At 61.4% G+C, this 19,950-nt stretch carries 19 protein-coding genes; 9 read left to right on the forward strand and 10 right to left on the reverse strand.

The window, feature by feature from the left end; genetic code table 11:
* The first annotated feature begins 72 nt into the window (after positions 1-72).
* Complete coding sequence (locus tag V8J36_RS20740) at positions 73-1,095, forward strand: GlxA family transcriptional regulator (RefSeq protein WP_336469234.1); 1,023 nt, start codon at positions 73-75, stop codon at positions 1,093-1,095.
* Between the two features lie 327 nt (positions 1,096-1,422).
* Here the strand turns inward: V8J36_RS20740 and V8J36_RS20745 are convergent, their stop codons facing one another.
* On the reverse strand, positions 1,423-1,776 hold the full coding sequence (locus V8J36_RS20745) for a helix-turn-helix domain-containing protein (protein WP_336469235.1): 354 nt from the start codon (positions 1,774-1,776) through the stop codon (positions 1,423-1,425).
* Between the two features lie 439 nt (positions 1,777-2,215).
* Here V8J36_RS20745 and V8J36_RS20750 point away from each other — a divergent pair, with 439 nt between their 5' ends.
* Together V8J36_RS20750 and V8J36_RS20755 are read left to right on the forward strand one after the other, a co-directional pair.
* Positions 2,216-3,073: a hypothetical protein gene (locus V8J36_RS20750; protein ID WP_336469236.1), complete on the forward strand. Its 858-nt coding sequence runs from the start codon at positions 2,216-2,218 to the stop codon at positions 3,071-3,073.
* Positions 3,074-3,124: 51 nt separating this feature from the next.
* Positions 3,125-4,234 carry an AAA family ATPase gene (locus V8J36_RS20755; RefSeq protein WP_336469237.1) on the forward strand — a complete coding sequence of 370 codons (1,110 nt, stop codon included), beginning with the start codon at positions 3,125-3,127 and terminating at the stop codon, positions 4,232-4,234.
* Between the two features lie 126 nt (positions 4,235-4,360).
* Here V8J36_RS20755 and V8J36_RS20760 read toward each other — a convergent pair whose 3' ends face one another.
* The 3 genes from V8J36_RS20760 to V8J36_RS20770 all read right to left on the reverse strand — a co-directional run bounded on the left by V8J36_RS20760 (position 4,361) and on the right by V8J36_RS20770 (position 8,284).
* Positions 4,361-4,489, reverse strand: a complete 129-nt coding sequence (locus V8J36_RS20760; RefSeq protein ID WP_336469238.1) for a YHYH domain-containing protein — start codon at positions 4,487-4,489, stop codon at positions 4,361-4,363.
* A 322-nt stretch (positions 4,490-4,811) separates the two neighbouring features.
* Positions 4,812-7,442, reverse strand: coding sequence for an ATP-binding protein (locus tag V8J36_RS20765; protein WP_336469239.1), 2,631 nt, complete (start codon positions 7,440-7,442; stop codon positions 4,812-4,814).
* A 512-nt stretch (positions 7,443-7,954) separates the two neighbouring features.
* On the reverse strand, positions 7,955-8,284 hold the full coding sequence (locus V8J36_RS20770; RefSeq protein WP_336469240.1) for a hypothetical protein: 330 nt from the start codon (positions 8,282-8,284) through the stop codon (positions 7,955-7,957).
* Positions 8,285-8,457: 173 nt separating this feature from the next.
* Here V8J36_RS20770 and V8J36_RS20775 point away from each other — a divergent pair, with 173 nt between their 5' ends.
* The 6 genes from V8J36_RS20775 to V8J36_RS20800 all read left to right on the forward strand — a co-directional run bounded on the left by V8J36_RS20775 (position 8,458) and on the right by V8J36_RS20800 (position 13,113).
* On the forward strand, positions 8,458-9,948 hold the full coding sequence (locus V8J36_RS20775) for an FAD-dependent oxidoreductase (RefSeq protein ID WP_336469241.1): 1,491 nt from the start codon (positions 8,458-8,460) through the stop codon (positions 9,946-9,948).
* Positions 9,949-10,259: 311 nt separating this feature from the next.
* The gene (locus tag V8J36_RS20780; protein WP_336469242.1) at positions 10,260-10,460 is read left to right on the forward strand and encodes a hypothetical protein; all 201 of its coding nucleotides are present in this window, start codon (positions 10,260-10,262) and stop codon (positions 10,458-10,460) included.
* A 66-nt stretch (positions 10,461-10,526) separates the two neighbouring features.
* Positions 10,527-11,024, forward strand: a complete 498-nt coding sequence (locus tag V8J36_RS20785) for a hypothetical protein (protein WP_336469243.1) — start codon at positions 10,527-10,529, stop codon at positions 11,022-11,024.
* The gene (tnpB, locus tag V8J36_RS20790) at positions 11,021-11,374 is read left to right on the forward strand and encodes an IS66 family insertion sequence element accessory protein TnpB (protein ID WP_336469244.1); all 354 of its coding nucleotides are present in this window, start codon (positions 11,021-11,023) and stop codon (positions 11,372-11,374) included. Before V8J36_RS20785 ends, tnpB begins: the two co-directional genes overlap by 4 nt.
* Before the next feature lie 54 nt (positions 11,375-11,428).
* Positions 11,429-12,985, forward strand: coding sequence for an IS66 family transposase (tnpC, locus tag V8J36_RS20795; RefSeq protein ID WP_336469245.1), 1,557 nt, complete (start codon positions 11,429-11,431; stop codon positions 12,983-12,985).
* A 41-nt stretch (positions 12,986-13,026) separates the two neighbouring features.
* Positions 13,027-13,113 carry a DUF2256 domain-containing protein gene (locus V8J36_RS20800; protein ID WP_442902518.1) on the forward strand — a complete coding sequence of 29 codons (87 nt, stop codon included), beginning with the start codon at positions 13,027-13,029 and terminating at the stop codon, positions 13,111-13,113.
* Positions 13,114-13,163: 50 nt separating this feature from the next.
* Here V8J36_RS20800 and V8J36_RS20805 read toward each other — a convergent pair whose 3' ends face one another.
* From V8J36_RS20805 to V8J36_RS20830, 6 genes are all read right to left on the reverse strand, one after another.
* Positions 13,164-13,739, reverse strand: coding sequence for a DUF4166 domain-containing protein (locus V8J36_RS20805; RefSeq protein ID WP_336469246.1), 576 nt, complete (start codon positions 13,737-13,739; stop codon positions 13,164-13,166).
* A 14-nt stretch (positions 13,740-13,753) separates the two neighbouring features.
* Entirely contained in the window at positions 13,754-14,137 is a 384-nt protein-coding gene (locus V8J36_RS20810; RefSeq protein WP_336469247.1) for a hypothetical protein, read from the reverse strand.
* Between the two features lie 119 nt (positions 14,138-14,256).
* Positions 14,257-16,425 carry a histidine kinase dimerization/phosphoacceptor domain -containing protein gene (locus V8J36_RS20815; RefSeq protein WP_336469248.1) on the reverse strand — a complete coding sequence of 723 codons (2,169 nt, stop codon included), beginning with the start codon at positions 16,423-16,425 and terminating at the stop codon, positions 14,257-14,259.
* 597 nt (positions 16,426-17,022) lie between these two features.
* Positions 17,023-17,370, reverse strand: coding sequence for a response regulator (locus tag V8J36_RS20820; RefSeq protein WP_336469249.1), 348 nt, complete (start codon positions 17,368-17,370; stop codon positions 17,023-17,025).
* Between the two features lie 69 nt (positions 17,371-17,439).
* Positions 17,440-18,483 (reverse strand): sensor histidine kinase, encoded by a 1,044-nt coding sequence (locus V8J36_RS20825; protein WP_336469250.1) that lies wholly within the window; start codon positions 18,481-18,483, stop codon positions 17,440-17,442.
* 5 nt (positions 18,484-18,488) lie between these two features.
* Entirely contained in the window at positions 18,489-19,934 is a 1,446-nt protein-coding gene (locus V8J36_RS20830) for an ATPase domain-containing protein (protein WP_336469251.1), read from the reverse strand.
* Positions 19,935-19,950 lie beyond the last annotated feature (16 nt).

Here is a 19,950-nt window from a genome sequence, read left to right on the forward strand (position 1 = left end):
ATGGACAAAGCTAGCGATCCGGCGTCCCTGAGAGGCGTGGCGGAACTGACAAGGATCGAGGCAGAACCGACAATGAACCGCACCGAAGCACCAAGTGCGCCCTTCGGCGCGGCCGGGACCGCCCCGGTGGCCGAGATCGGGCTGGTGATCTATCCCGATTGCCAGCTGTCGGCGGTCCATGGGCTGACCGACCTGTTCCGGATCGCGGGCGAATGGTCCGGTCGGCCCGCGCGGGAGATCCGCGTCTCGCACTGGCGGGTCGCGGGGGACGGTCTGCAGCCCGAGTGGGACAGCCACACCGGCGCCGGTGCCCATCGTCTGAGTCACGTCATCCTGCCGCCCAGCCTGGTGATGCCCGGGCGGATGGCGGCGCAGCCCGGCACCGCGCAATGGCTGCGCGACCGCCATGCCGAGGGGGCGACGCTCTGTTCGGTCTGCGCGGGAGCCTTCGTGCTGGCCGAGACCGGGCTGATGGAGGGCCGGCGCGCGACCACGCACTGGGCCTTCGCGGAGGCGCTGGCCCGCCGCCATCCCGGCATCCGGCTGGCCGAAGAGCACATGGTGCTGGACGATGGCGACATCGTCACCGCGGGGGGCATCCTCGCCTGGACCGATCTGGGGCTGACGCTGGTCGAGCGGCTGCTGGGCCCCTCGACGATGCTGGCGACCGCGCGATTCCTGCTGATCGAGCCACCGCGGTCAAGCCAGCGCCCCTTCGCGCCCTTCGTGCCGCGCTTCGATCACGGCGACGAGCCGGTCCGGCGCGCGCAGCACCACCTGCACGCCCGCTCGGCCGAGCCGCTGTCGGTGGGCGAGCTGCAGGCGGTCGCGGGGCTGACCGAGCGCACCTTCCTGCGCCGCTTCACCGCGGCGACGGGGCACCGGCCGAACGACTACCTGCAGCAGGTGCGCATCGCCCGCGCCCGCGAGGCGCTGGAAAGCAGCCACAGCCCGGTCGACCGGATCGCGTGGGACGTGGGCTATGGCGATGTCGCGGCGTTCCGAAAGAGCTTCCAGAAGCTGACCGGGATGGCGCCGGGGCTGTACCGCCAGACCTTCGGGATCGGTCCGACCCGACGCGCCGAAGACGTCTGACGCGGCGCCGCGGGCGCGGATGGGCGGGGCGGCGGGCAGCCGTGCAAACGAAAAGACCCCGACCGTGCGGCGGGGTGCGTCATCGTCTTGATCTTCTGGAAAATCAGGTGATTGGTGGAGGTTTGGGGAGCCAGATCGAACACTTTGCTCGAAGAATTCGAAGGCTTTTGCGCTATGGTTTCGAACATTAAGCTGAGCAACTAGGTCTTGGTCAAGCGCAGCGGCTTACACGCTTAGTCTTCGTTTGCCAGAGGTGCCCTATGAGGCATCATGCTTGAGTCAGGTAATGGCTTTCGGCAGGAGGCGACGCCTCATTGTTCTGCCAAGTCAAGTAACCGTGTGTCCAATCGGGGTCGCTCGCGCGGCCACGTCAATGAGCGCTGCGGGGTCGAGGCCAAGGGCCCGCGCCACAACAACGAGTTCGATTGGGTCTAGCCGGCGTTCGCCGCATTCAACCTTTGATACCCACGAACGGACACACTGGAGCCGCGCTGCTAGATCACGCTGAGTCCATCCATGAGCCTTGCGAGCTTGGATCAGCGCCTCGAGCAGCGCCACGTAACCTGGACTTCGTAGTGTCTGCGACAAATGGAATACTCGGCTGCTTGACAGCCGATATCTGATCTGCGATCTGCACCCAAATTGGGTGCAGGCTCTGTTCCGTAGGGATCTCATAGACATGGTTGCCGCAACCGATCTGCGAAAAATAGATGGCTTGGCTTTGGTGATGAAACGACAGTTGGCGCTGGAGTGTGAGTGAAGTGGCGAAAATGGCCCCAATCCGCCCAGAGATCTTCCTCGACGCGTGGCTACCTGTGCATTTGATCGGGTCCAGCCTAGTGCGGTTGGTTGGCTTGACGTCTGATAGCACCGGCCGAAGCAGACCCTTCATCTCTAGGCGTCTTTCCCGGTTCGACCCGATAGCAGGCCATGCGGCTTCTGGGAGAGAGGAGATCAAACTGCTACGCGACCTGGCGACATATCATCGAGAAGCACCAATCTCGGCGGAACTTGTTCGAAAATTGAAATGCTATGTTGAGTTGGACGTTGATATTGCTAAAGAAATGGTCCGCAAGCGCCATGCGGCTATCATGAGATTCATCGAGAAAAGAGAATCGGAATGAGCAGAGAGTGTTCTGCCAGCGCTGCGAAGAACAACGCTAACGCCGGGCGTGGACGTGATCTGGATCTCAATGAGGCCTACGCTCACGAGCTCGATCAAGGCATGCCAACGGGGACTGGATTCCGGCTGCTACGTGCGGCCGCAGAGATCTACATCAACGAAATCTCGTCGATTCCTGATGCCGATCTCCTGCTTGAGTATGAATTGGCTGACGTCGAGACAATTCATCTGCAGTTGGGCGAAGTGAGGTTCTCTGCGTCTGCTCTGAAGCCTCGTCTATCGCTCCAGCTCTACGTCGAGACAGTCATGCAAGACTTCGCGGGCAACCTTTGGCTGGAGCACCTTGTGCGAAAAACGCTCGGATACCTCGCTTGCGATCGCGGGGAAGGTTGCTACGCCACGGAAGGCACGCTTCGCTACGTCTGCGAAAATCACGACATTGAACTTCTGCGTCTTCTTGTCGATCCGCGCACACGGCGAGCTTATTTCGACTTAAGCGGCCCTGACCTGAATACGGTTGAAGCCGAACTTCTCAGAATTTCTTTGACCTCTGGGGCGCGCCAACGCGGGGCTAGGTCACTTGTCCCCTGGGATAGGTTTCCGCATCGTCATAGATTCCCGGTCGTGCGAGTTCGTCCGGCGGAGGAGGCGAACTCGTCGCTGCTGACACAGGCTGAGCGATGGGCGCGGCGGCTCGAGGACAAGTTTCCGGGTATGCACCCCTATCTTCCCCGCCACATTGATAACTACCTGAGAGAAATCTGCGGAATTCCACGTGATGACAGCCGGATTCCGTGGGGCAATCCTGCGCAAGAAAGATTGCCGCTCTACGCAGATGGCAAGGTTAGAGGTTAATATGGCCGATGATCTTATGGATGATAATCACCTAGCACGTTGGAAATTGGTTTGACCCGCGTTCCTTTTGTGCTCGCGCGCTTTCCTGATCCCCAGCTTACAAAGCTAAAGATCGTTGAACGACTTGAGCGATTCTGGGTGAAATACCATGCGGCGACGATTGGCTATGAGTATAAGGCAAATCTTGCAGAGGATGGCCGGATTGACTTTGAGGACTGGGAAAGGAGGTCCAAGGAGCTTGAGATCCCCGAGGACATCAAGCAGCGGATCCGACGAAGAGCAGCTATCTTGGCGGAACGTAATACTACCGGCACCCCACTTTCTGACGTTCCAGAAAAGGACGTAAGGCGTCTGGAGCCAGTTAAGAATGGTGTCGACCTTATTCGTATACCTTCAGAGCACCGAGCGGATGAAATTGCAGCTGCGGTTCATGCGGAATTTCCTTGGTTTGGGCCGGTGACCGAATGGGCTTGGCACTGCATGCGCCGTTCGGTTCGGACAGGCGAGAAGGGTTTCTGTCTGCCGCCCCTTCTACTGAACGGTCCGGCTGGAATCGGGAAAAGTAGCTGGGCGCGGTTGATCTCGGAACAACTCGGGTTGCCTAGTGTAGCGCTCGACGCAACAACTGAGAGCGCCGGATTTGGAGTAGTTGGGCTGCAAGCCGGATGGGGTAGTTCCAGAACCGGTCGTCCGGTAAATGTAATCCTGCAGAGGAAAGTTGGAAACCCCCTCGTTGTCATCGACGAAATTGATAAGGTCTCCACCGCTCATTCCGAGAAGGGAACGGCCCATAGTTTGACCGACTCACTCCTCCCTTTGCTCGAGCCAGCCACCGCGCGCGGATGGGATGATCCGTATTTTCGGGTGCCGCTGGATATGTCGTGGATTTCCTGGGTTCTGACGTCCAACTACTTAGCTATGATACCGGAGCCTCTGAAGAGCCGTTGTCAGATATTCGAGCTCAGACCGCTGACGGGGGTGGAGCTCGCCGATTTCGTTTGTCGTGATGGTAAGAGACGGGGGCTGCCGAGGGACATGATCCAAGCGATTGCGGAGGCATTCCGGTGTAGCCGATCGCGACAGCTCGCGCCGAGCCTGAGAACTGCGGTCCGCATGCTGAATGCCGCGGAGCGTGCTCTTGATCACCCGGTGCTGCATTGAACTAGAGGTGGGGAGCTTGTGTGCATCTTACCTCATCCAGATTGACGCACGCGTGTCATCCAGATTGTCGCACTATATCCTGATGTCACGAAAGAAAGCAGCGCCCAGTGGGGCGCTGCCGGTCACTCAATGGCAATGATACGTGCCGTTGCTGGTCTGATTATGACACCCTTGGGAGTTCAGGCCGCCGCCGTGGGCAAGGGCTGCGGTCGAGACGAGGGTCGCCAGGGTGGTAATCGCAACGTAGAGTTTCACGATAGTCTCCAGATGTTTGAATAGGCAGTGCCGACTAGAAATCTCCGGACAAAGTCCGCGCCATGGCGGTCGCGCGAAACGGGAAGGCTTGTTTGGGCCTTCTCTTAGGCGGCGATGGGATAAGCCACGCCGGGGCAGACCAGCCCGCGAATTGTTTTACCGCGGTGTCCATTGACCTGCACCGAGTCATGTCTGAACCCCGCGACCAACAAGCAACCGCCGCACGGCTGCATAGCAAACCGCTAGGGACCAGGCTGGTCGCGTTCTACGCGAAGGGCACGGCTCGTCTATCGACGCCTCGTTCTCACGCGGGCGCGCACTGCTACACAGGGTCCAGCACTTCGCGCAGCTTCGTCGCAAGTTGTTCCAATGCAAAGGGTTTCGAAAGGAAGTTGGTCCCAGCGTCGATCACGCCATCGTTCCCCATGGCATTGCGGGTATACCCGGAGGTGAAAATGACCCGTAGATCAGGCCGCAATTGGAGCGCTCGGTCAGCCAGCTGGCGACCGGTCATCTCGGGCATGATGACATCGGTGAAGAGCAGGGTTATCTGAGGTTCGCGCTCGATGATCGCCAGGGCCTCCGGTCCGCTGGCGGCTTCGAGCGTTATGTAGCCCAACTCCCGCATCGCCTCGATCGTGAAGTGGCGGACGCGTTCTTCATCCTCCACCACCAGCACTGTTTCTTGGTCGCGGGCGCGCAGCGGCGGTGCTTCGGCGTGCCTTCGGGTCGGCATCACACCCTCATCCAAGGTTCGCGGCAGGTAGAGCTTGATCGTGGTGCCATGACCGGGCTCGGAGTAGATCTTCACATGGCCGCCGGATTGACGGGCGAAGCCGAACACCTGGCTCAGGCCTAAGCCGGTGCCCTTGCCTACTCCCTTGGTGGTAAAGAATGGTTCGAAGGCTCGGCGAACCACTTCAGGCGACATGCCGGTCCCAGTGTCGGACACGCTGACCAGAACATATTGCCCAGCCTGGATGTCCGCATCGCGCGCATAGGACGCATCGACATGGACGTTGGCGGTTTCGATCGTCACCTTGCCGCCATCCACCATCGCGTCACGCGCGTTCACGGCCAAGTTCACGATCGCATGCTCGAGCTGGTTAGGGTCGACTTTGGTCGTCCAGAGATCGGGGCCGGCTACCGTCTCCAGCGACACCTCGTCGCCGAGCGACCGAATGAGCATGTCGCTCAAGTCCTTCACGAGACGATTGACGTCAAGAACCTCGGAAGCCAGCGGCTGCCTTCGGGCGAACGCCAGAAGGCGTTGCGTCAGGAGCATGGCGCGCTTGGCACCGTCCATCGCTCCATCGATGAAGTCTCCAACTTCGGTATCGCCGCGGGCGAGGCGGCGCTGAGTGAGGTTCAGGCCTCCCATGATCACCGCCAGCATATTGTTGAAGTCATGAGCGATGCCCCCGGTCAGCTGTCCGACGGCCTCCATTTTCTGCAACTGACGAAGTGCATCCTCCGCCTCTGCCCGGCGTCGGCTTTCTTCTTGAAGCTCCAGCGTGCGCTGCGTCAGTGTGAGGTTCTGCCGATCAATGCGCTGGGTCCGACGCAGCTCCGCCTCGGCTCGCTCGATCGCGAGCCAAGTCAGAAGAACGAGTTCCGATGCCAACGCAACTTCTGGAGGAGACCAGTGGCGCGCGGATGCTTGATGCAGATAAATCCCAGCCGCCCATCGCCCGTCACTCATCAGCGGAACGCAGATCCCGGCCATCACGTCTGCTTCGCTGTATGGGGTGAGTTTGCCATCGGCATCCACGCGCGCATCGCTGAATACCAAGGTGCGCCCGGCCCGTCGTTCGCTCTCGGCGTAAGGTCCGAACCCGCTGGCCGGTTGCTCACCGATCAGCGGCGACAGAGTGCTGTCTGCCCAGCCTCCAGAGTGGAGAACCCGATCGTTGCCGAGAATTCGGTAGAAGCCGACGCGGTCGACCTTCAGACGCCGCCCCAGAACCTCTGACGAGTAGCGCAGGATGGCTTCAGGGTCGCGCAGTGACCGCTGGTGGCCAATGACATTGATGACGAACTCGCGCTCTTCCTTGGCGGCGCGGAGTTCGCCCTCAAGCCGCTTCTGCGCTGTGACGTCGAAGGACACACCGGGGAGCCGCGCACAACTTCCGTCAGCCCCCGGCACACAGTGTCCTTGGGCCGATACCCAACGCACCGACCCGTCAGCGCGCAGGAGACGGTATTCTGATGTGAATGCGCCGACTTCGACGACGGCGTTCGTAACCTCCGACTGCACTCGGTCGCGATCGTCCGGATGGATGCCTTTGAAAAACGAGGCGATCGGCGCTCCGGCTTCCGCCACTGCGGGATCGACTCCGTAGAGATGGGCAAAGCGCGCGTCCGCTGTCACCCTGTCTGCCGGAACATCCCAGTCCCAGGTGCCGATGCCCTTGCCGGCGGACATGGCCAAGCGCAACCGTTCGTCGGCCTCGTCACGGCGGCGCTCGGCGAGCACCCGGTCTGTCGTCTCACCCGTCACGCAGAATAGTCCTGCGATCCGGCCCTCGTCGTCAAACGCAGGCGAATAACTGAAGGTCCAGTAGCTTTCTTCCGGCACTTGCTCCCGGCTGATGTCGAGGCGCATGTCCGTCAGCTTTCGGCTCTCGCCTGCGAGCGTTGCATCGACCAGCGGTCCGATGTCATCCCAGATACTCGCCCATAGCTTCCGAAACGGTCGACCGATCGCGCCTTGAGCCCGATAACCGAGGATCGGCCGGTAGGCGTCGTTGTAGAACGACCTGAGGTCCGGTCCCCACGCGAGAAACATCGGCAGTGGGCAGGCGAGCATCATGGCAAGCGTGCTGCGTAGGGAAACCGGCCATTCCCGGATCGGCCCGATCGGCGTCGACGCCCAGTCGATTGCCGCAATCTCGGCCCCGACCGGGCTACTCTCGACCCGAAGAAACTCAGGTGCGCATTCGGCGCGGGTCATGGCGGTGGTCCTCCGAACCCTCCAGCGGGCAGTTTCTGCAGCTGGGATGGTCGCAGTCACCAAACACTGGGGTCGGCACAGAGTCCAACCAAAACCCTGACTTGCTGATCGGAGGCTGCGCCTTGAGAGGGGGGAAAGATCTGTGCCGAACTGAGCCTTCCGATCACCGCGCCGATATATCCAAATCATGGGATCGCAGACTACCGCTCGCTTCGTGCGAAAGCGGCACCCCGGCAAGGCCTTTGGGCGCCTTGCCGGCTCAACCAACTGCCACTTGCACTGTGCACGGACGGCCCGACCTGGGGGACGGGCCGTCCGGCGGCCAGAAACCGAACGTTGCTGGCACGCTCTGATTTCGTCCCAGAATCCCGCTAGAATCAAGGCCGCACAGGGGTGAAGTTGCGGAATTCGCGCCATTCTGGGCGCTGCTCGACCAGCCCGGCTAATGCAGCAGGACCTTTCGGCCTGATGCCTTGGTTCATGGCATTGTGCGATCCGGGCACGCGGTAGGTTCAAAAATCGTCCTGTCGGCCACGCAGGCGGATCTGCATCAGCGAGCCTTCGCGCCGGGCACGCGCGATGCGGCCGCGCTGGAGGAACCAGCGTCGCAAATGCAGAAAGGCCATTCCGCCACCTGCCAGCAGACTCAGCGTCGGCGCCCAACGATCCAGCCGGATGGCTCCTCCATTGGCCATTGCATAGCCCATCAGGGCCGTCGCAGCGGCGAGGCCAAGGCACCAAGCGATGTGCCTGTCGCCCACGGCCCGAAGAAGAATCGGCATGCTGCCGAGGCCGTAGCCGAAACCCAAGGGGGCGAGGAGAACCACGAATTCATCGGTCATGGCGGGGATCTAGCATCCCGCGACGCAAATCGGGAGCGGGTTCTCGACGGCTGTCGCCCTGATCACGCGAACTCGACGGAACTGCGCCAGCACGCTCTGCGCTTTCTACGGAAGCGCAGCGCGGAGCCTTTGTTGAGAAAGGCGCGATCGATCCCCATCGAAGGAGTCCAGCCATGTCCGATGACAAGCCCGATCTGGCAAAAGGTGTGAAGGCCAAAGATCTGCGTGAGGCAAGCCCGATCATTGGGTTCTATGAGGGGCAGGAGGTGATCCTGATCCGTCACGGGCGAGAGCTTTCGGCACTCTCCGCGAAGTGCACCCATCTCGGAGCCTCCCTCGACAAGGGGCTCGTCGTGGAAGGGCAGGTCAGGTGCCCGTGGCACCATGCGCGCTTTTCGCTGGCGGACGGGACTGCCGAAGGTGGACCTGCAATCCAGTCGCTGTCGTGTTTCCGGGTCGAGGAGACCGATGGGCTGATCCGCGTGCTTGGCAAGAAGGCCGCGCCGTCGCCAAAGTCCAAAGCCAACGCAGAACGGATCGTCATCGTGGGCACCGGAGCCGGCGGTCATTCACTCGCCGCTGCGCTCGGCCGCGCTGGCCGCGGCGCCGACGTGACGCTCATCGGTGCAGAACCGGACGCGCCCTATGACCGGACCTTCTGCTCGAAGCAATATCTTCAAGGCGGTAAGAGCCGCGACGAATGTTTCCTGCCCGCGGAAGGGCTGGACCAGGTGAAAATCCGGACCGGCACCGAGATTACGGGAGTCGATGTTCAAAGCCGTGAACTCGAGACCGCGCAGGGGGAGCGCATAGGTTACGACCGGCTGGTGCTGGCCACCGGCGCCTCGCCGAAAAGACCCGACTTCCCGGGCGCGGAACAGGGGCACCTCCTGCGCAGCCTCGCCGATGCGGATGCCTTCATCGCCGCTGCGACGACCGCGCGCACGGCGGTCGTTCTTGGGGCAAGTTTCATCGGGCTCGAGGTGGCCGCGGCGCTGCGTTCCCGCGGCATCGAGGTGACAGTGGTCGCACAGGGCACGCTGCCATTGGCCCGGATCCTCGGCGATGAGGCGGGGCGCCACATCATGAACCTGCACATCGACAAGGGCGTTCGCTTCCGGATGGGCGAGACGGTCGCCTCCTTCGAGGACGGCACGGTCGTCACCGACGCGGGTGCGCGGATCCCCACGGATCTTCTGGTGCTGGGCACCGGTGTCGCGCCGCGGGTCGGACTGGCAGAGGCGGCCGGGCTGGATCTGGCCGAGGGGGGCGTCGCGGTCGACGCGACGCTGCGCAGCTCGGATCCGGCGATCTGGGCAATCGGCGACATCGCCGCCGTGCCCGTTCCCCTGTCCGGGCAGCGGCAACGGATCGAGCACTGGGTTCATGCGCAGCGCATGGGCGAACATCTCGCGCAAGACTTCCTTGCCGGGACTGCGACCCCATTCCGGGCGGCGCCGTTCTTCTGGACAGGCTTTTACGGAAAGCAATTCCGCTATGTTGGCCATGCCCGACCCGAGCAGGTCGAGGTCGACGGCGACGTTCAGGGCGGAACCTTCGCAATCCGTTACCGGGACGCATCGGGTTCGGCCCTCCTGACGAGCGGGCGCGACATGCTCGCCCTGGAGGACGAACAGGCCCGAGAGGTCGCGGCGCGGTCCTGATCCGAACATGCCTCGGACAGGTGGTCAGGAACCAACCGCGTCCCGGCGGGTTCGCTCGGCAGCATCCATGGTAGGGCCCTGTCGACCGGGCCACTGGCGATCTGAGGGGATCATGGACATCTCGGAACGTGCGCATGCGACGCCAGATCAGGCGGCGCCGGAATGGTGGATGAACAGGGTCAGGGCGGCGAGGATGCGTCTCGACCAACCCCGGGTCCTGTCTTCCTCTATCCGTCCGTCAGGGTCCGACGCCACCGCGGACCAACCGCGGCAGGCATGAAGCCAGAGGCCGCCCCATGCGAGGCGAGCAGATGACCGACAGTGAAAAGCGCGCCCACACGCCGACAGGCCATGATGCGGGGACCCCGCACTATGATCATCCCACCGGCGGCTGGGGATCGCTGCGCGGCGTGTCGCGGGTGTTCCGCGAGGCGGAGGCCGGCCACGAGGCCATCGGCATCCTCGGCGCGCTGAACAAGCCGAAAGGCGTGATGTGCCCCTCCTGCGCTTAGGCCAAGCCTGCGAAGTCCAAGACCTTCGAGTTCTGCGAGAACGGCGCGAAATCCGTCCTGTGGGAGTTGACGCGCGAGCGCGTCGGCGCAGAGTTCTTCGATGCCCATCCGCTGGCCGAGCTGCGCGGCTGGCACGACCATGACCTCGAAAAGGCCGGGCGCCTGACCGAGCCGATGCGCTACGATCCCGCCTCGGACCGCTATCGTCCCGTCGCCTGGGCGGATGCCTTCGCCGAGATCGGCGCGCATTTGCGGGCCAATGACCCCAAAACCTCGGTCTTCTACGCCTCTGGTCATGCGGGGCTCGAGGCTTCGTATCTCTATGCGCTTTTCGCGCGCGCCTTCGGGCACCAGAACCTGCCGCAATCGTCGAACATGTGCCACGAGACGACATCGGTGAACCTCAAGCGCGTGCTCGGCCCGGGTGCGGAGCCGCCTGCCGCAGTGCCTCTGTCGGCCGACAGGGCGGAGATCGCCATGGGTGCCGTGGTCATCCGCTTGGAGGCCGGTGCCTCGGCAGATCGGATTGCGTCCGTGGCGCGCGCGCTGACGGCCGGCGCATGATCTTCCCGTCGAACCGGGTCCGGATCCTGGTCGCGACCAAGGCAATCGACTTCCGCAAGGGCCATGACGGGCTGGCTGCGCTGGTGGCGTCGGTGCTGCGCAAGGATCCGTTCACCGGCACGGTATTCGTCTTTCGGTCGCGCCGAGCGGACCGGTTGAAGATTTTGTATTGGGATGGCACCGGTCTGGTGATGGCCTACAAGCGGCTGGAGAGTGCCAGCTTCACCTGGCCTGCCGTCAAGGATGGCCTGATGGCGCTGAACCACGCGCAATTCGAGGCGCTGTTTGCTGGGCTCGACTGGCGCAGGGTCAAGGCGCTGGAGGCACGGCCGCCCGCCGCGACGGAATAGGGCAACACTCTGGATTTGCGTGTTTTTGCGGGTCGATCGTGGTAGGCCTGACCCATGCCCGCCGCCCCCGATCTGGATCTCTCCGCCCTGCCTGTCGCGCAACGCGCGGCGGCGCTCGCGTTGATCGAGGAGGTCACCGCGCTTCGGGAGATCACGCGCCGGCAGGAGCATCTGATCGCCGAGCTGAACCATGCCCTGCATGGCAAACGGTCGGAGAAGCTCTCCGACGACGAGCGGCAACTGGCATTCGAGGAGCTGTCCGTCGCCCTCGCCGAGGTCGAGGCGGAGAAGGCCGCGCGCGGGACCAGGACTGACGACACAGCGACCCGATCCGCGCCCCGGCGCACGATCGGCAACCTGCCGGCCGCGCTGCCGCGCATCGAGGTGGTGATCGAGCCCGAGAGCCTGATCTGCCCCTGCGGCTGCGGGCCGCTGCACAGGATCGGCGAGGACCGGACCGAGCGCCTCGATATCGTTCCCGCGCAGCTGCGCGTCATCGTCACCATCCGCCCGAAGTATGCCTGCCGGGGCTGCACCGACGGGGTGACCCAGGCGCCGGCCGCCGCGCATCTGATCCCCGGTGGCCTGCCGACCGAGGCGACGCTGGCGCATGTGTTGGTCAGCAAATATGCCGACCACCTTCCGTTGTATCGCCAGAGCCAGATCCTGGCGCGGTCGGGCCTCGATCTGCACCGTGCCGTTCTGGCCGATTGGGTCGGCAAGGCCGCCTTCCACCTCAAGCCGATCGTCGACCGGCTGGCCGAGCATCTGCGGCGATCCGGCAAGCTGTTCATGGACGAGACCACCGCCCCGGTGCTGGACCCGGGGCACGGAACGACCAAGACCGGCTACCTCTGGGCGCTGGCCCGCGACGACCGGGCCTGGGGCGGCGAGGCCCCACCGGGCGTGGTCTACTTCTACGCCCCCGGCCGCGCCGGCGAGAATGCCGAAGCCTTCCTGACGGGCTTCGACGGCATCCTGCAAATCGATGGCTATACCGGCTACAACCGGCTTACCAAGCCCTCGCGCCGGGGTGGCGCACCGCTGCGCGTCGCGCATTGCTGGGCGCACGCGAGGCGCAAGCTGAAGGAGGTCTTCGACCGCGATGGCTCAGACATCGCCGCCGAGGGGCTGCGCCAGATCGCCGAGCTCTATGCCGTCGAGGCTGACATCCGCAACACCTCCGCAGGCCAGCGCCTCTCGGCCCGTCAGGCTCGCAGCGCGCCGTTTGTGGCCGCCTTCGGCGAGTGGCTGCAGGCGCAGCGCCGCAGGATCTCCGCCAAGTCGCGGCTGGGCGAGAAACTCGCCTACATCCACAATCATTGGGAGGGGCTGCAAACCTTCCTGACCGATGGCCGGGTCGAGATCGACAGCAACCGGGTGGAGAACATGATCCGACCCTTGGCTCTCAACCGCAAGAACGCGCTCTTTGCTGGCCACGACGAGGGCGGCGTCGCCTGGGGCCGCATCGCGTCGCTCATTGAGACCTGCAAGGTCAACGGCATCGAGCCCTTCGCCTATCTCAAGGCGACGCTCGAGGCCCTCGCAAACGGCCACCCGCAAAGCCGTCTCGACGAGCTCTTGCCGTGGAGCTTCAGCCCGTCAAGCTGAGAAGCCAGTGGGCCGCAGGATCCGCTTACGGAGACCCGCGGATGAGGCGCAAAGATGATCTGCCGGGCAAGCTCTGCCCCGTCTGCGGCAGGCCATTTCTCTGGCGCAGGAAATGGGCGCGCGACTAGGAGAATGTCATCTACTGTTCAGAGCGCTGCCGGCGCGCGGCGAAGCGGCCTCAGTCGGCAGGCGGGCAGGGAACGTCGCGACCGGCAGGCTCCAGCCATCCCTCGTAACGCACGATGAGGCCCCCGGTCAGCGGAGCCTTAAGCGTCACGTCGAAGCGGAAACGTCCGTCGCGGACGCGTTCGCTGGCGTCAGACCGCGGGAGTGACCACTCGGGAAGAGGCAGCGGCCCGAGCCGTCCGGAGACGACCGGATAGTGCAGCGCGCCATCGGTGGTCACATGCAGGCCAAGGTGGAACGTGAACGGCCCGAAGCGCTCGGTCATTCCGGTTGGGGTCGCGGAAAGGTGGGACCGAAAGGTCTTTTCCCCGAACCGACGGTCCCAGATTTCGCCTCCTGGCATCGCCGTCTTGAAGACCCTGACCTCAACATCCGGCGCTTGCCGAGGAAATCCGAAGACGCTCGCAATCAGCCAGGACCAAGGACCGCGACCGCGTTCGACCGACCCGCGACCGACCCATTCACTGCGGTCGCGTGTGAGATGCTTTTCACGCACCTCACGCGGCAGCGTCTCGAATGCGGGTCCGAGGACGTGCGGGAACGGTTTGCGCTTCGCGGCCGTGCGCATTGGCGCCGTCGCCGTCAGCGCGGCACATCCTCGTCGCGTCCTTGGCCGGACGCCGGCGGGCCGAGGGGGATGTCCTTGTGCACGGGCGCCCTGTCCGCGGAATCCCCCACCGGATCGGTGCGGCGGCCGTCGTAGGGGAGTGCCTCGATGTCGGCCGGAACGCCGGACCTGACCGGGGGCGTCAGGTCGACGCTGTCTGCGGCCACGCGGACCGGCTTCATGGCCGCATCCGCACGGGCGATGCGTTCCATGTCCTCGACAGGCTCGCGCATGAGCGGGGTTTCAGGGCTTGCACCGATCCGGCTGTCGTCGCCATCGATCATCTGTCCTGCCGCCATATCGACCGGTTTTTTCTTCGGGGCATCGGCATCGCCGAGCAGTTCGCGGTTCGCAGCCATGGGGTTTCCTTCGCTTGGTCTTTGAAATGCGAGGATACAACGAGATGCTGTGCCGCCGCGTTCCGATGCGGGCGACAGCCTCTAAGCTTTGTGATGACGCTTGCTCATGCGCTCGCCGGTTAAACGGATATCTTTACCCTCAAACCGGGCTTATTGTCCGTTTCGCTCAGCGTTGCATCAATCCGCTGAATCATTGCTTGCATCAGTGTCGTGCCGAAGCCACCTCCTCGCACACAGTCACTCTTGCCTATCCCGCGGTCAGCCACTGTGAGATCGAACCCATCACCGTTTGGATGCAGCGATACCTCGATCGGCCCCGGTCTGCCATCGTATGCGTATTTTTCAGCGTTGGTAATTAACTCGTTGACGATAAGACCGACCCCAACCGCAATCTCCGATGCTACATCGATAGGAGAAAGATCGAGGACAACCTGATCCTGCCAAATCGGGTCGACGCTGTTCAGCATATCGTCCATCAGTTCTTGTAGGTAACGAGCTAGATCAACTCGCTGCGCGCTATCTGGCTGATGGAGCCGGCGGTGCACGAGCCCAATCGCGCTGATGCGTCTTTGCGCCTCCGAAATCACTTCTTGGGCAGAGCGGCCATCGCTGGCTCGCAGTTGCATACGGAGAAACGAACCCACCAACGCCAGCGAGTTCTGAATTCGATGGTTGGCTTCGTCGAGAACCTCGTCTTTCTGCTGAAGCAGAAGCTGATTATCGTGAAGCGCTTTCGTAAGTTCGGCATTCAGGGCTCTGGTCCGCAGATGCTGATGTGCCTCGGCTACAGCCTTTGAGATCCTGGTAGCTGCTTCCACTTGGCCCCGCGACCAGTCTTCTGACCTGCCGCGCACAGTCTCTGCCCATGCTTCGAATGAGGCTCGCGGCGTAAGAGCCGCCTGCGGGTCGCCACCGGCGTCCTTGTGCGGATTGCCTGCCCACTCGATCGATTGCAGGCGCTCTGCTCGAAGCCACAAAAAGTGCATCGGTTGTTCGAGGTTGACGCGAGTATAAAGAAGGCCGCTGGCTATCTCCCTACAATCAGCCGCAGCAGGCAGTTGCTCTGATAGCCGGTCGGTATGAACTGCGGCCAGAGACTGAAAGCCTCCGGCCCAGTCGATTATTTTCCTGATATGGTCACGGGATGGCGTAACACCGTCTGAGAAGACGTTAGCATCGCCCCGAAGCACGATCAGCCCATCGGCAGCGATGACCTTGCGCAGCACAGAGCCTGATCGCGCGAGCAATGTCTGCAGATCCTGGGCACCCGTCAGGTCGCGCAGGATACTGTCTTGCGCATTACGCTGGTTTATACGTTCGCGGTAAGTGCGGGCCTCTTCCATAGCTGCAACCTGTCGCGCGAAGCTGCCAGCAAGTGTCCGCGCGGCAAGTCGGGCTCCCAGTGGGATTGGCTTGGGTTCGGTATGATGACAGGCGACCATTCCCCACAGTTGACCATCGCGCACGATCGAAACAGATGCAGAAGCTCGCACTCCCATGTTTGCCAAATAGGTTAGGTGGACGGGTGCCACGCTGCGCAACGTGCAGTCTGACAGATCGAGCTTGGAAAGCGCAGGATTGTTGCCGCGCAGCTGCTCGGGATAGTAAGAAGCATCAGGAATCACCCGGACCCGGTTGCGAACATAAAGCTCACGCGCCTGACGGGGAATATCGCTTGCCGGGAAATGGTGGTTGAGAAATGAGCGAAGAGCGTCTTCCTTTGCCTCGGCAATCACCTTCCCCGTGCCGTCCTCAAGGAACTGGTAGATCATCACCCGTCCATACCCGGTGATGTTACGAAATTCTTGCGCGGCTGCGTCCGCCAACGTCTCGAGCCGAGTATGGCGGGCAAAGGTAGCCTCGGTCCGCTCGAGCGCTGCGAGCACCGTGTGCGCGGGAAGGACCTCTACGCGCTGCGGCTCCAGTTCGACAATGAGCTTTGGCGCACCGCTACTGTGTCCCACATCCTCTGTCCGCGACAGGTGGGCAGTAGCGAGAAACATCTCGTGCCGACCTTCGACTGCGCCAATAACGACGAGCGGATTCTCGGTGCCGGTTGGCTCTGTGACGAGCGCCGGAATAGGCAGCGAAAGAAGTATAGACAGGTCGGCTCCCAGCCAGTTGTCGGTTAGACGATCCTCGATCCGACCTGCACCGCCTTCAACGCGCAGTGTCGCGGGGTCGGCAACCAGGAGTAAGCCATGAGGTTGGATCGAACCCGGGATGTGAATGGGAGCTGTGTCGCAGTGCGCCAATTCGGCATTCGTCTGCATGTCGCGGCGGCGCATTACGGGATCCTTGCATTCGGCTGGGGGACGCAGGTCCCCTGGCATGACTGCCCGGATCGGACGCTAACGGACACCTCACTGTCTTCGCGAAACGGTTAGATGTCAATGCAACATTCCGCCTTCACGCGATCGTGCACGCCTTCCAGCTGCATGATTTGCGGGCGGTTGAGGGGGCCGCGAAGCCGTCAGCTCGTCAGTCGATGCTCGACAACGTGCCGGTCAATTGAAGCGTTTGGCTGGTGACGGACGTGCATTTGCCGCGCACCAGATGGACATAGTCCGAGCCGGTGGGCACCGCTGACTACGGGGTGGCGACCACCCGAGATTACGCTATTAGATCAGGCCTATGATAGCAAAGCCAGCGACGAAATTGCGAAAAAATAGGCTGCGCATGCTTATAGCGAATGGTAGTTTGTTTTCACGCCCGCCGACATGTGACCCACTCATAGATCGAGCTTAGAAAAATTACAGCACTAACGCCTTGCACCTCCACAGCACCGCCTGCAGTTCATCACCCTGTCGAAAGGACGAACCGTCGCCGATACCAGAGTGAAGGTTTTTAGTGTGTGTGTGGCTTAGATGATTGTTGGATGCGTCTCAGGCCTCTGCGGCAAGCAACGCAAATGCATTAACAAGATCAGCCTCAACGAATGGTTTCGGAACAACAACTGCCCGCTGAGATAGATCTGGGTAGGCCGAGGTTTGCCCCGATACTATCAGCGCGCGAAGGCCTGCTGCCTCAACATCCGCCAACAAATGAATGCCAGATGGACCATCGCTGAGGTCGAGATCAATAGTCACCAAGTCTGGACGATGCACTGTTATACCTGTATTTGCTTCGGCCCTCGACGCAGCGGTCCCGACGACTTCATGGCCAAGTTCTTCAAATGTCATTTCAAGATCCATAGCGATCACAGGGTTGTCTTCACAGATCAGAATGCGCATTTTGGGTCGCCATTGAGTGCCGAAGATTGTGTAACTCGCTGCGGCGGCTTCGGTTCCAGCTGAAGTTGGTTAGTAGAGCAGGTAGCGTCCTGGTCCGTGGGCCGTCAGTGAAATGCCCGTTGAATGGAAAGCTAAGTCGGCCCGCCCTTCGAAAATGCTTGCCAGCGCGGAGCGGATGAATTTCGAACCATATCCCGCGCGCTTTGGCTCGGCTACCGTCGGCCCTCCAGTCTCGCTCCATGTGAACATCTTTTCGTCGTGTTTCGCGACTAAAGAAACTTTGACCTCGCCGTTGGGGGTAGAAAGAGCCCCATATTTAAGTGCGTTCGTTACAAGCTCGTGCAAGACAAGAGCAAGAGTGCGAGCTGCCTCGGGCCTGAGAGCGGCTTCGATGTCGCCGGATAGCTGAAATTGGCGTCGAACTTCCGAGCTGTAGGGCGCAAGAAGCTCATTGCACAGTGTTTCGAACTGTATGATTTCGTCAGCGCTCTTGTGAAGTTGGTCGTGGACCCGCGCAAGCGCGGAAAGACGAGCGATAAAATCGTCAACGTGCGGTCCTCCGACTTGTCGCTTGAGTGTCATTCCACAGATGGACTGGACCGTGCTGATGATGTTCTTCACGCGGTGGTTCAATTCCCGACGAAGGACGTCCTCGCGTTCAAGTTGATCTCGGATCCGAAGCTGTCGTTGCCGACTTGCCATAACGGCGTGGACAACACCTTTGAGTTCCGTAAGAACAACGGGGCGCCGCATCGCTGTAACTCTTGCCTGCAGCAGCCGTGCCGCTGTTCTGCTCTGTAGCCGGTTGAGGTCCGCTGCCTGCTCCACTAGAATTATGACTGGCAGTTCGGACCAAGCCTCTTGACCGACCATGGCTTGCGAAAGTGAATCCAAAAGAGGACTTTCTAAGCTTTCTTGCATCAAGATCAGACAGCCCATGTCTATCAACGGTATGGATTGCCATTCGTTCGGGCTGACAGCTTCGACTTCAAGGCCGAGGGCCTCGTGGAGGCTGCCCCATACTTCACGGTCAGCTTGACGGTCACCGATAAAGACGCAGCGCAACGCCGGTCCCGACGATGAGTCCGCGGTCAGTGATGTTCCGTCATCCATGAGCGTCACCTTCTCGAACCGGTTGAGGCGTCGGTGACCTCTTCACCTACATCGACGACGCCTGGCTGAATGATGAGCTCTCTAACGTTCAGATCATGGGGTCCGTGCCGCTTCTTCACTGCTACAATCCGTCGGCGTATCCGCCCATGGTAATCATCGATCATCAGCAACAATACCGTGTCACCCAAGAAGCTTAGGTCGAGCGGCAGTGCCCGGTTCTCTCCAAGCAGACCTTGTTCCGCTACGATAAGAATAGTGAGAATGTTACGTCGAGCTAAATATTTCAGGAGGGATTGAATATCGAATAAAGCTTGTTTTTGATTTGACAACGCGCTGACGTAGCCAGTAAAGCTGTCGATGACGACTACGCGCAGCTCGTCGCTTTCGGCCTCTTTTTGGACCATCTGTCCAAACTCGCCTGCAGAAAGTTCGTCAGGATTAAAGTCATAGAGCTTCAAGCGCCCATCGGCATAATCTTGGCGCAGATTCATGCCCAGTCCTTCACTGCGACGGAAGAAAGTCTCAACTCGCTCCTCAAACAGGAACAAGGCAACTTTCTCACCTCGCCGCAAGGCAGACTGAGCGTAAAGAGAGGCAATTGTAGATTTTCCGACGCCAGTTTGTCCGACGACCATCGTTGTCGTCCCAGGCTCCATTCCGCCACCAAGAATGCCATCAAGTCTCTCTAGGCCCGACTGAACCAGACCACCTCGTTCAAAGTTCTGCTTCAGGTCAACGTCTTCGGAAGGGACAGTGCGTGGAAATACGGTAACGCCGCTGCCCGTGCGGATATCCATGTCGTGCCAACCGTCGCGAATGGCAACGCCACGCATCTTTGCGACTTCGATTCGTCTCCGAGCTCGACCGAATTCGGGAAGGGTTTTTTCTAGGGTGATGATCGCGTCAACGATGCCCCGCGCCTCTGTGTCGTAATGAGGGTCGCCTGCGGGTGCTGCATCGAGAAGAAGTGCTGTTATCCCCTGATCCTGAAGATGCTGACGAAGGCCTATTAGTTCGCGTTGATAACCCTGCTGGTCCGCCGTCAGGAGACGCACCTCCAACAGCGAGTCATACACCAGTCGTGCTGGCTTAACGGCAGCAATCAGTCCATCGATACGCTCTCGCGTCCGATCCAAATGCAGATCCGAGGTATGAAAGATCGACTGAGCCTTGCTTGGGAGGTCGTGGTCACGCGAGATATCGACGATATGAATGCCATCAAGCGACCATCCATGAGAGGCAGCTATCTTCCGCAACTCAGCCTCCGTCTGGCTAAGGCTGACATAGAGGCCAGTCTGCCCCTTTTCGGATCCATCCCGCAAGAACTGAAGCGCCAGCGTTGTCTTCCCGGTGCCAGGTGACCCTTGGATCAACGTGAGGCTGCCTGCGGTTATGCCTCCTTGGATGATCTTGTTGAGCCCTGGCGCGCCGCTCGACAACTTCTCGATCATGGAGGTCTCCTGCGTG

Source organism: Frigidibacter sp. MR17.14 (genome assembly GCF_037095735.1).
In the GTDB taxonomy this organism is placed as follows: domain Bacteria; phylum Pseudomonadota; class Alphaproteobacteria; order Rhodobacterales; family Rhodobacteraceae; genus Frigidibacter.

Bases quoted from the DNA above. Each gene is read 5' to 3' on its own strand.
- V8J36_RS20745 (WP_336469235.1), bottom strand. From the start codon at position 1,776: ATGTCTATGAGATCCCTACGGAACAGAGCCTGCACCCAATTTGGGTGC.
- V8J36_RS20765 (WP_336469239.1), bottom strand. From the start codon at position 7,442: ATGACCCGCGCCGAATGCGCACCTGAGTTTCTTCGGGTCGAGAGTAGC.
- V8J36_RS20740 (WP_336469234.1), top strand. From the start codon at position 73: ATGAACCGCACCGAAGCACCAAGTGCGCCCTTCGGCGCGGCCGGGACC.
- V8J36_RS20775 (WP_336469241.1), top strand. From the start codon at position 8,458: ATGTCCGATGACAAGCCCGATCTGGCAAAAGGTGTGAAGGCCAAAGAT.
- V8J36_RS20830 (WP_336469251.1), bottom strand. From the start codon at position 19,934: ATGATCGAGAAGTTGTCGAGCGGCGCGCCAGGGCTCAACAAGATCATC.
- V8J36_RS20815 (WP_336469248.1), bottom strand. From the start codon at position 16,425: ATGCGCCGCCGCGACATGCAGACGAATGCCGAATTGGCGCACTGCGAC.
- V8J36_RS20750 (WP_336469236.1), top strand. From the start codon at position 2,216: ATGAGCAGAGAGTGTTCTGCCAGCGCTGCGAAGAACAACGCTAACGCC.
- V8J36_RS20805 (WP_336469246.1), bottom strand. From the start codon at position 13,739: ATGCGCACGGCCGCGAAGCGCAAACCGTTCCCGCACGTCCTCGGACCC.
- tnpC (WP_336469245.1), top strand. From the start codon at position 11,429: ATGCCCGCCGCCCCCGATCTGGATCTCTCCGCCCTGCCTGTCGCGCAA.
- V8J36_RS20800 (WP_442902518.1), top strand. From the start codon at position 13,027: ATGAGGCGCAAAGATGATCTGCCGGGCAAGCTCTGCCCCGTCTGCGGC.
- V8J36_RS20825 (WP_336469250.1), bottom strand. From the start codon at position 18,483: ATGGATGACGGAACATCACTGACCGCGGACTCATCGTCGGGACCGGCG.
- V8J36_RS20770 (WP_336469240.1), bottom strand. From the start codon at position 8,284: ATGACCGATGAATTCGTGGTTCTCCTCGCCCCCTTGGGTTTCGGCTAC.
- V8J36_RS20810 (WP_336469247.1), bottom strand. From the start codon at position 14,137: ATGGCTGCGAACCGCGAACTGCTCGGCGATGCCGATGCCCCGAAGAAA.
- V8J36_RS20780 (WP_336469242.1), top strand. From the start codon at position 10,260: ATGACCGACAGTGAAAAGCGCGCCCACACGCCGACAGGCCATGATGCG.
- V8J36_RS20820 (WP_336469249.1), bottom strand. From the start codon at position 17,370: ATGCGCATTCTGATCTGTGAAGACAACCCTGTGATCGCTATGGATCTT.
- tnpB (WP_336469244.1), top strand. From the start codon at position 11,021: ATGATCTTCCCGTCGAACCGGGTCCGGATCCTGGTCGCGACCAAGGCA.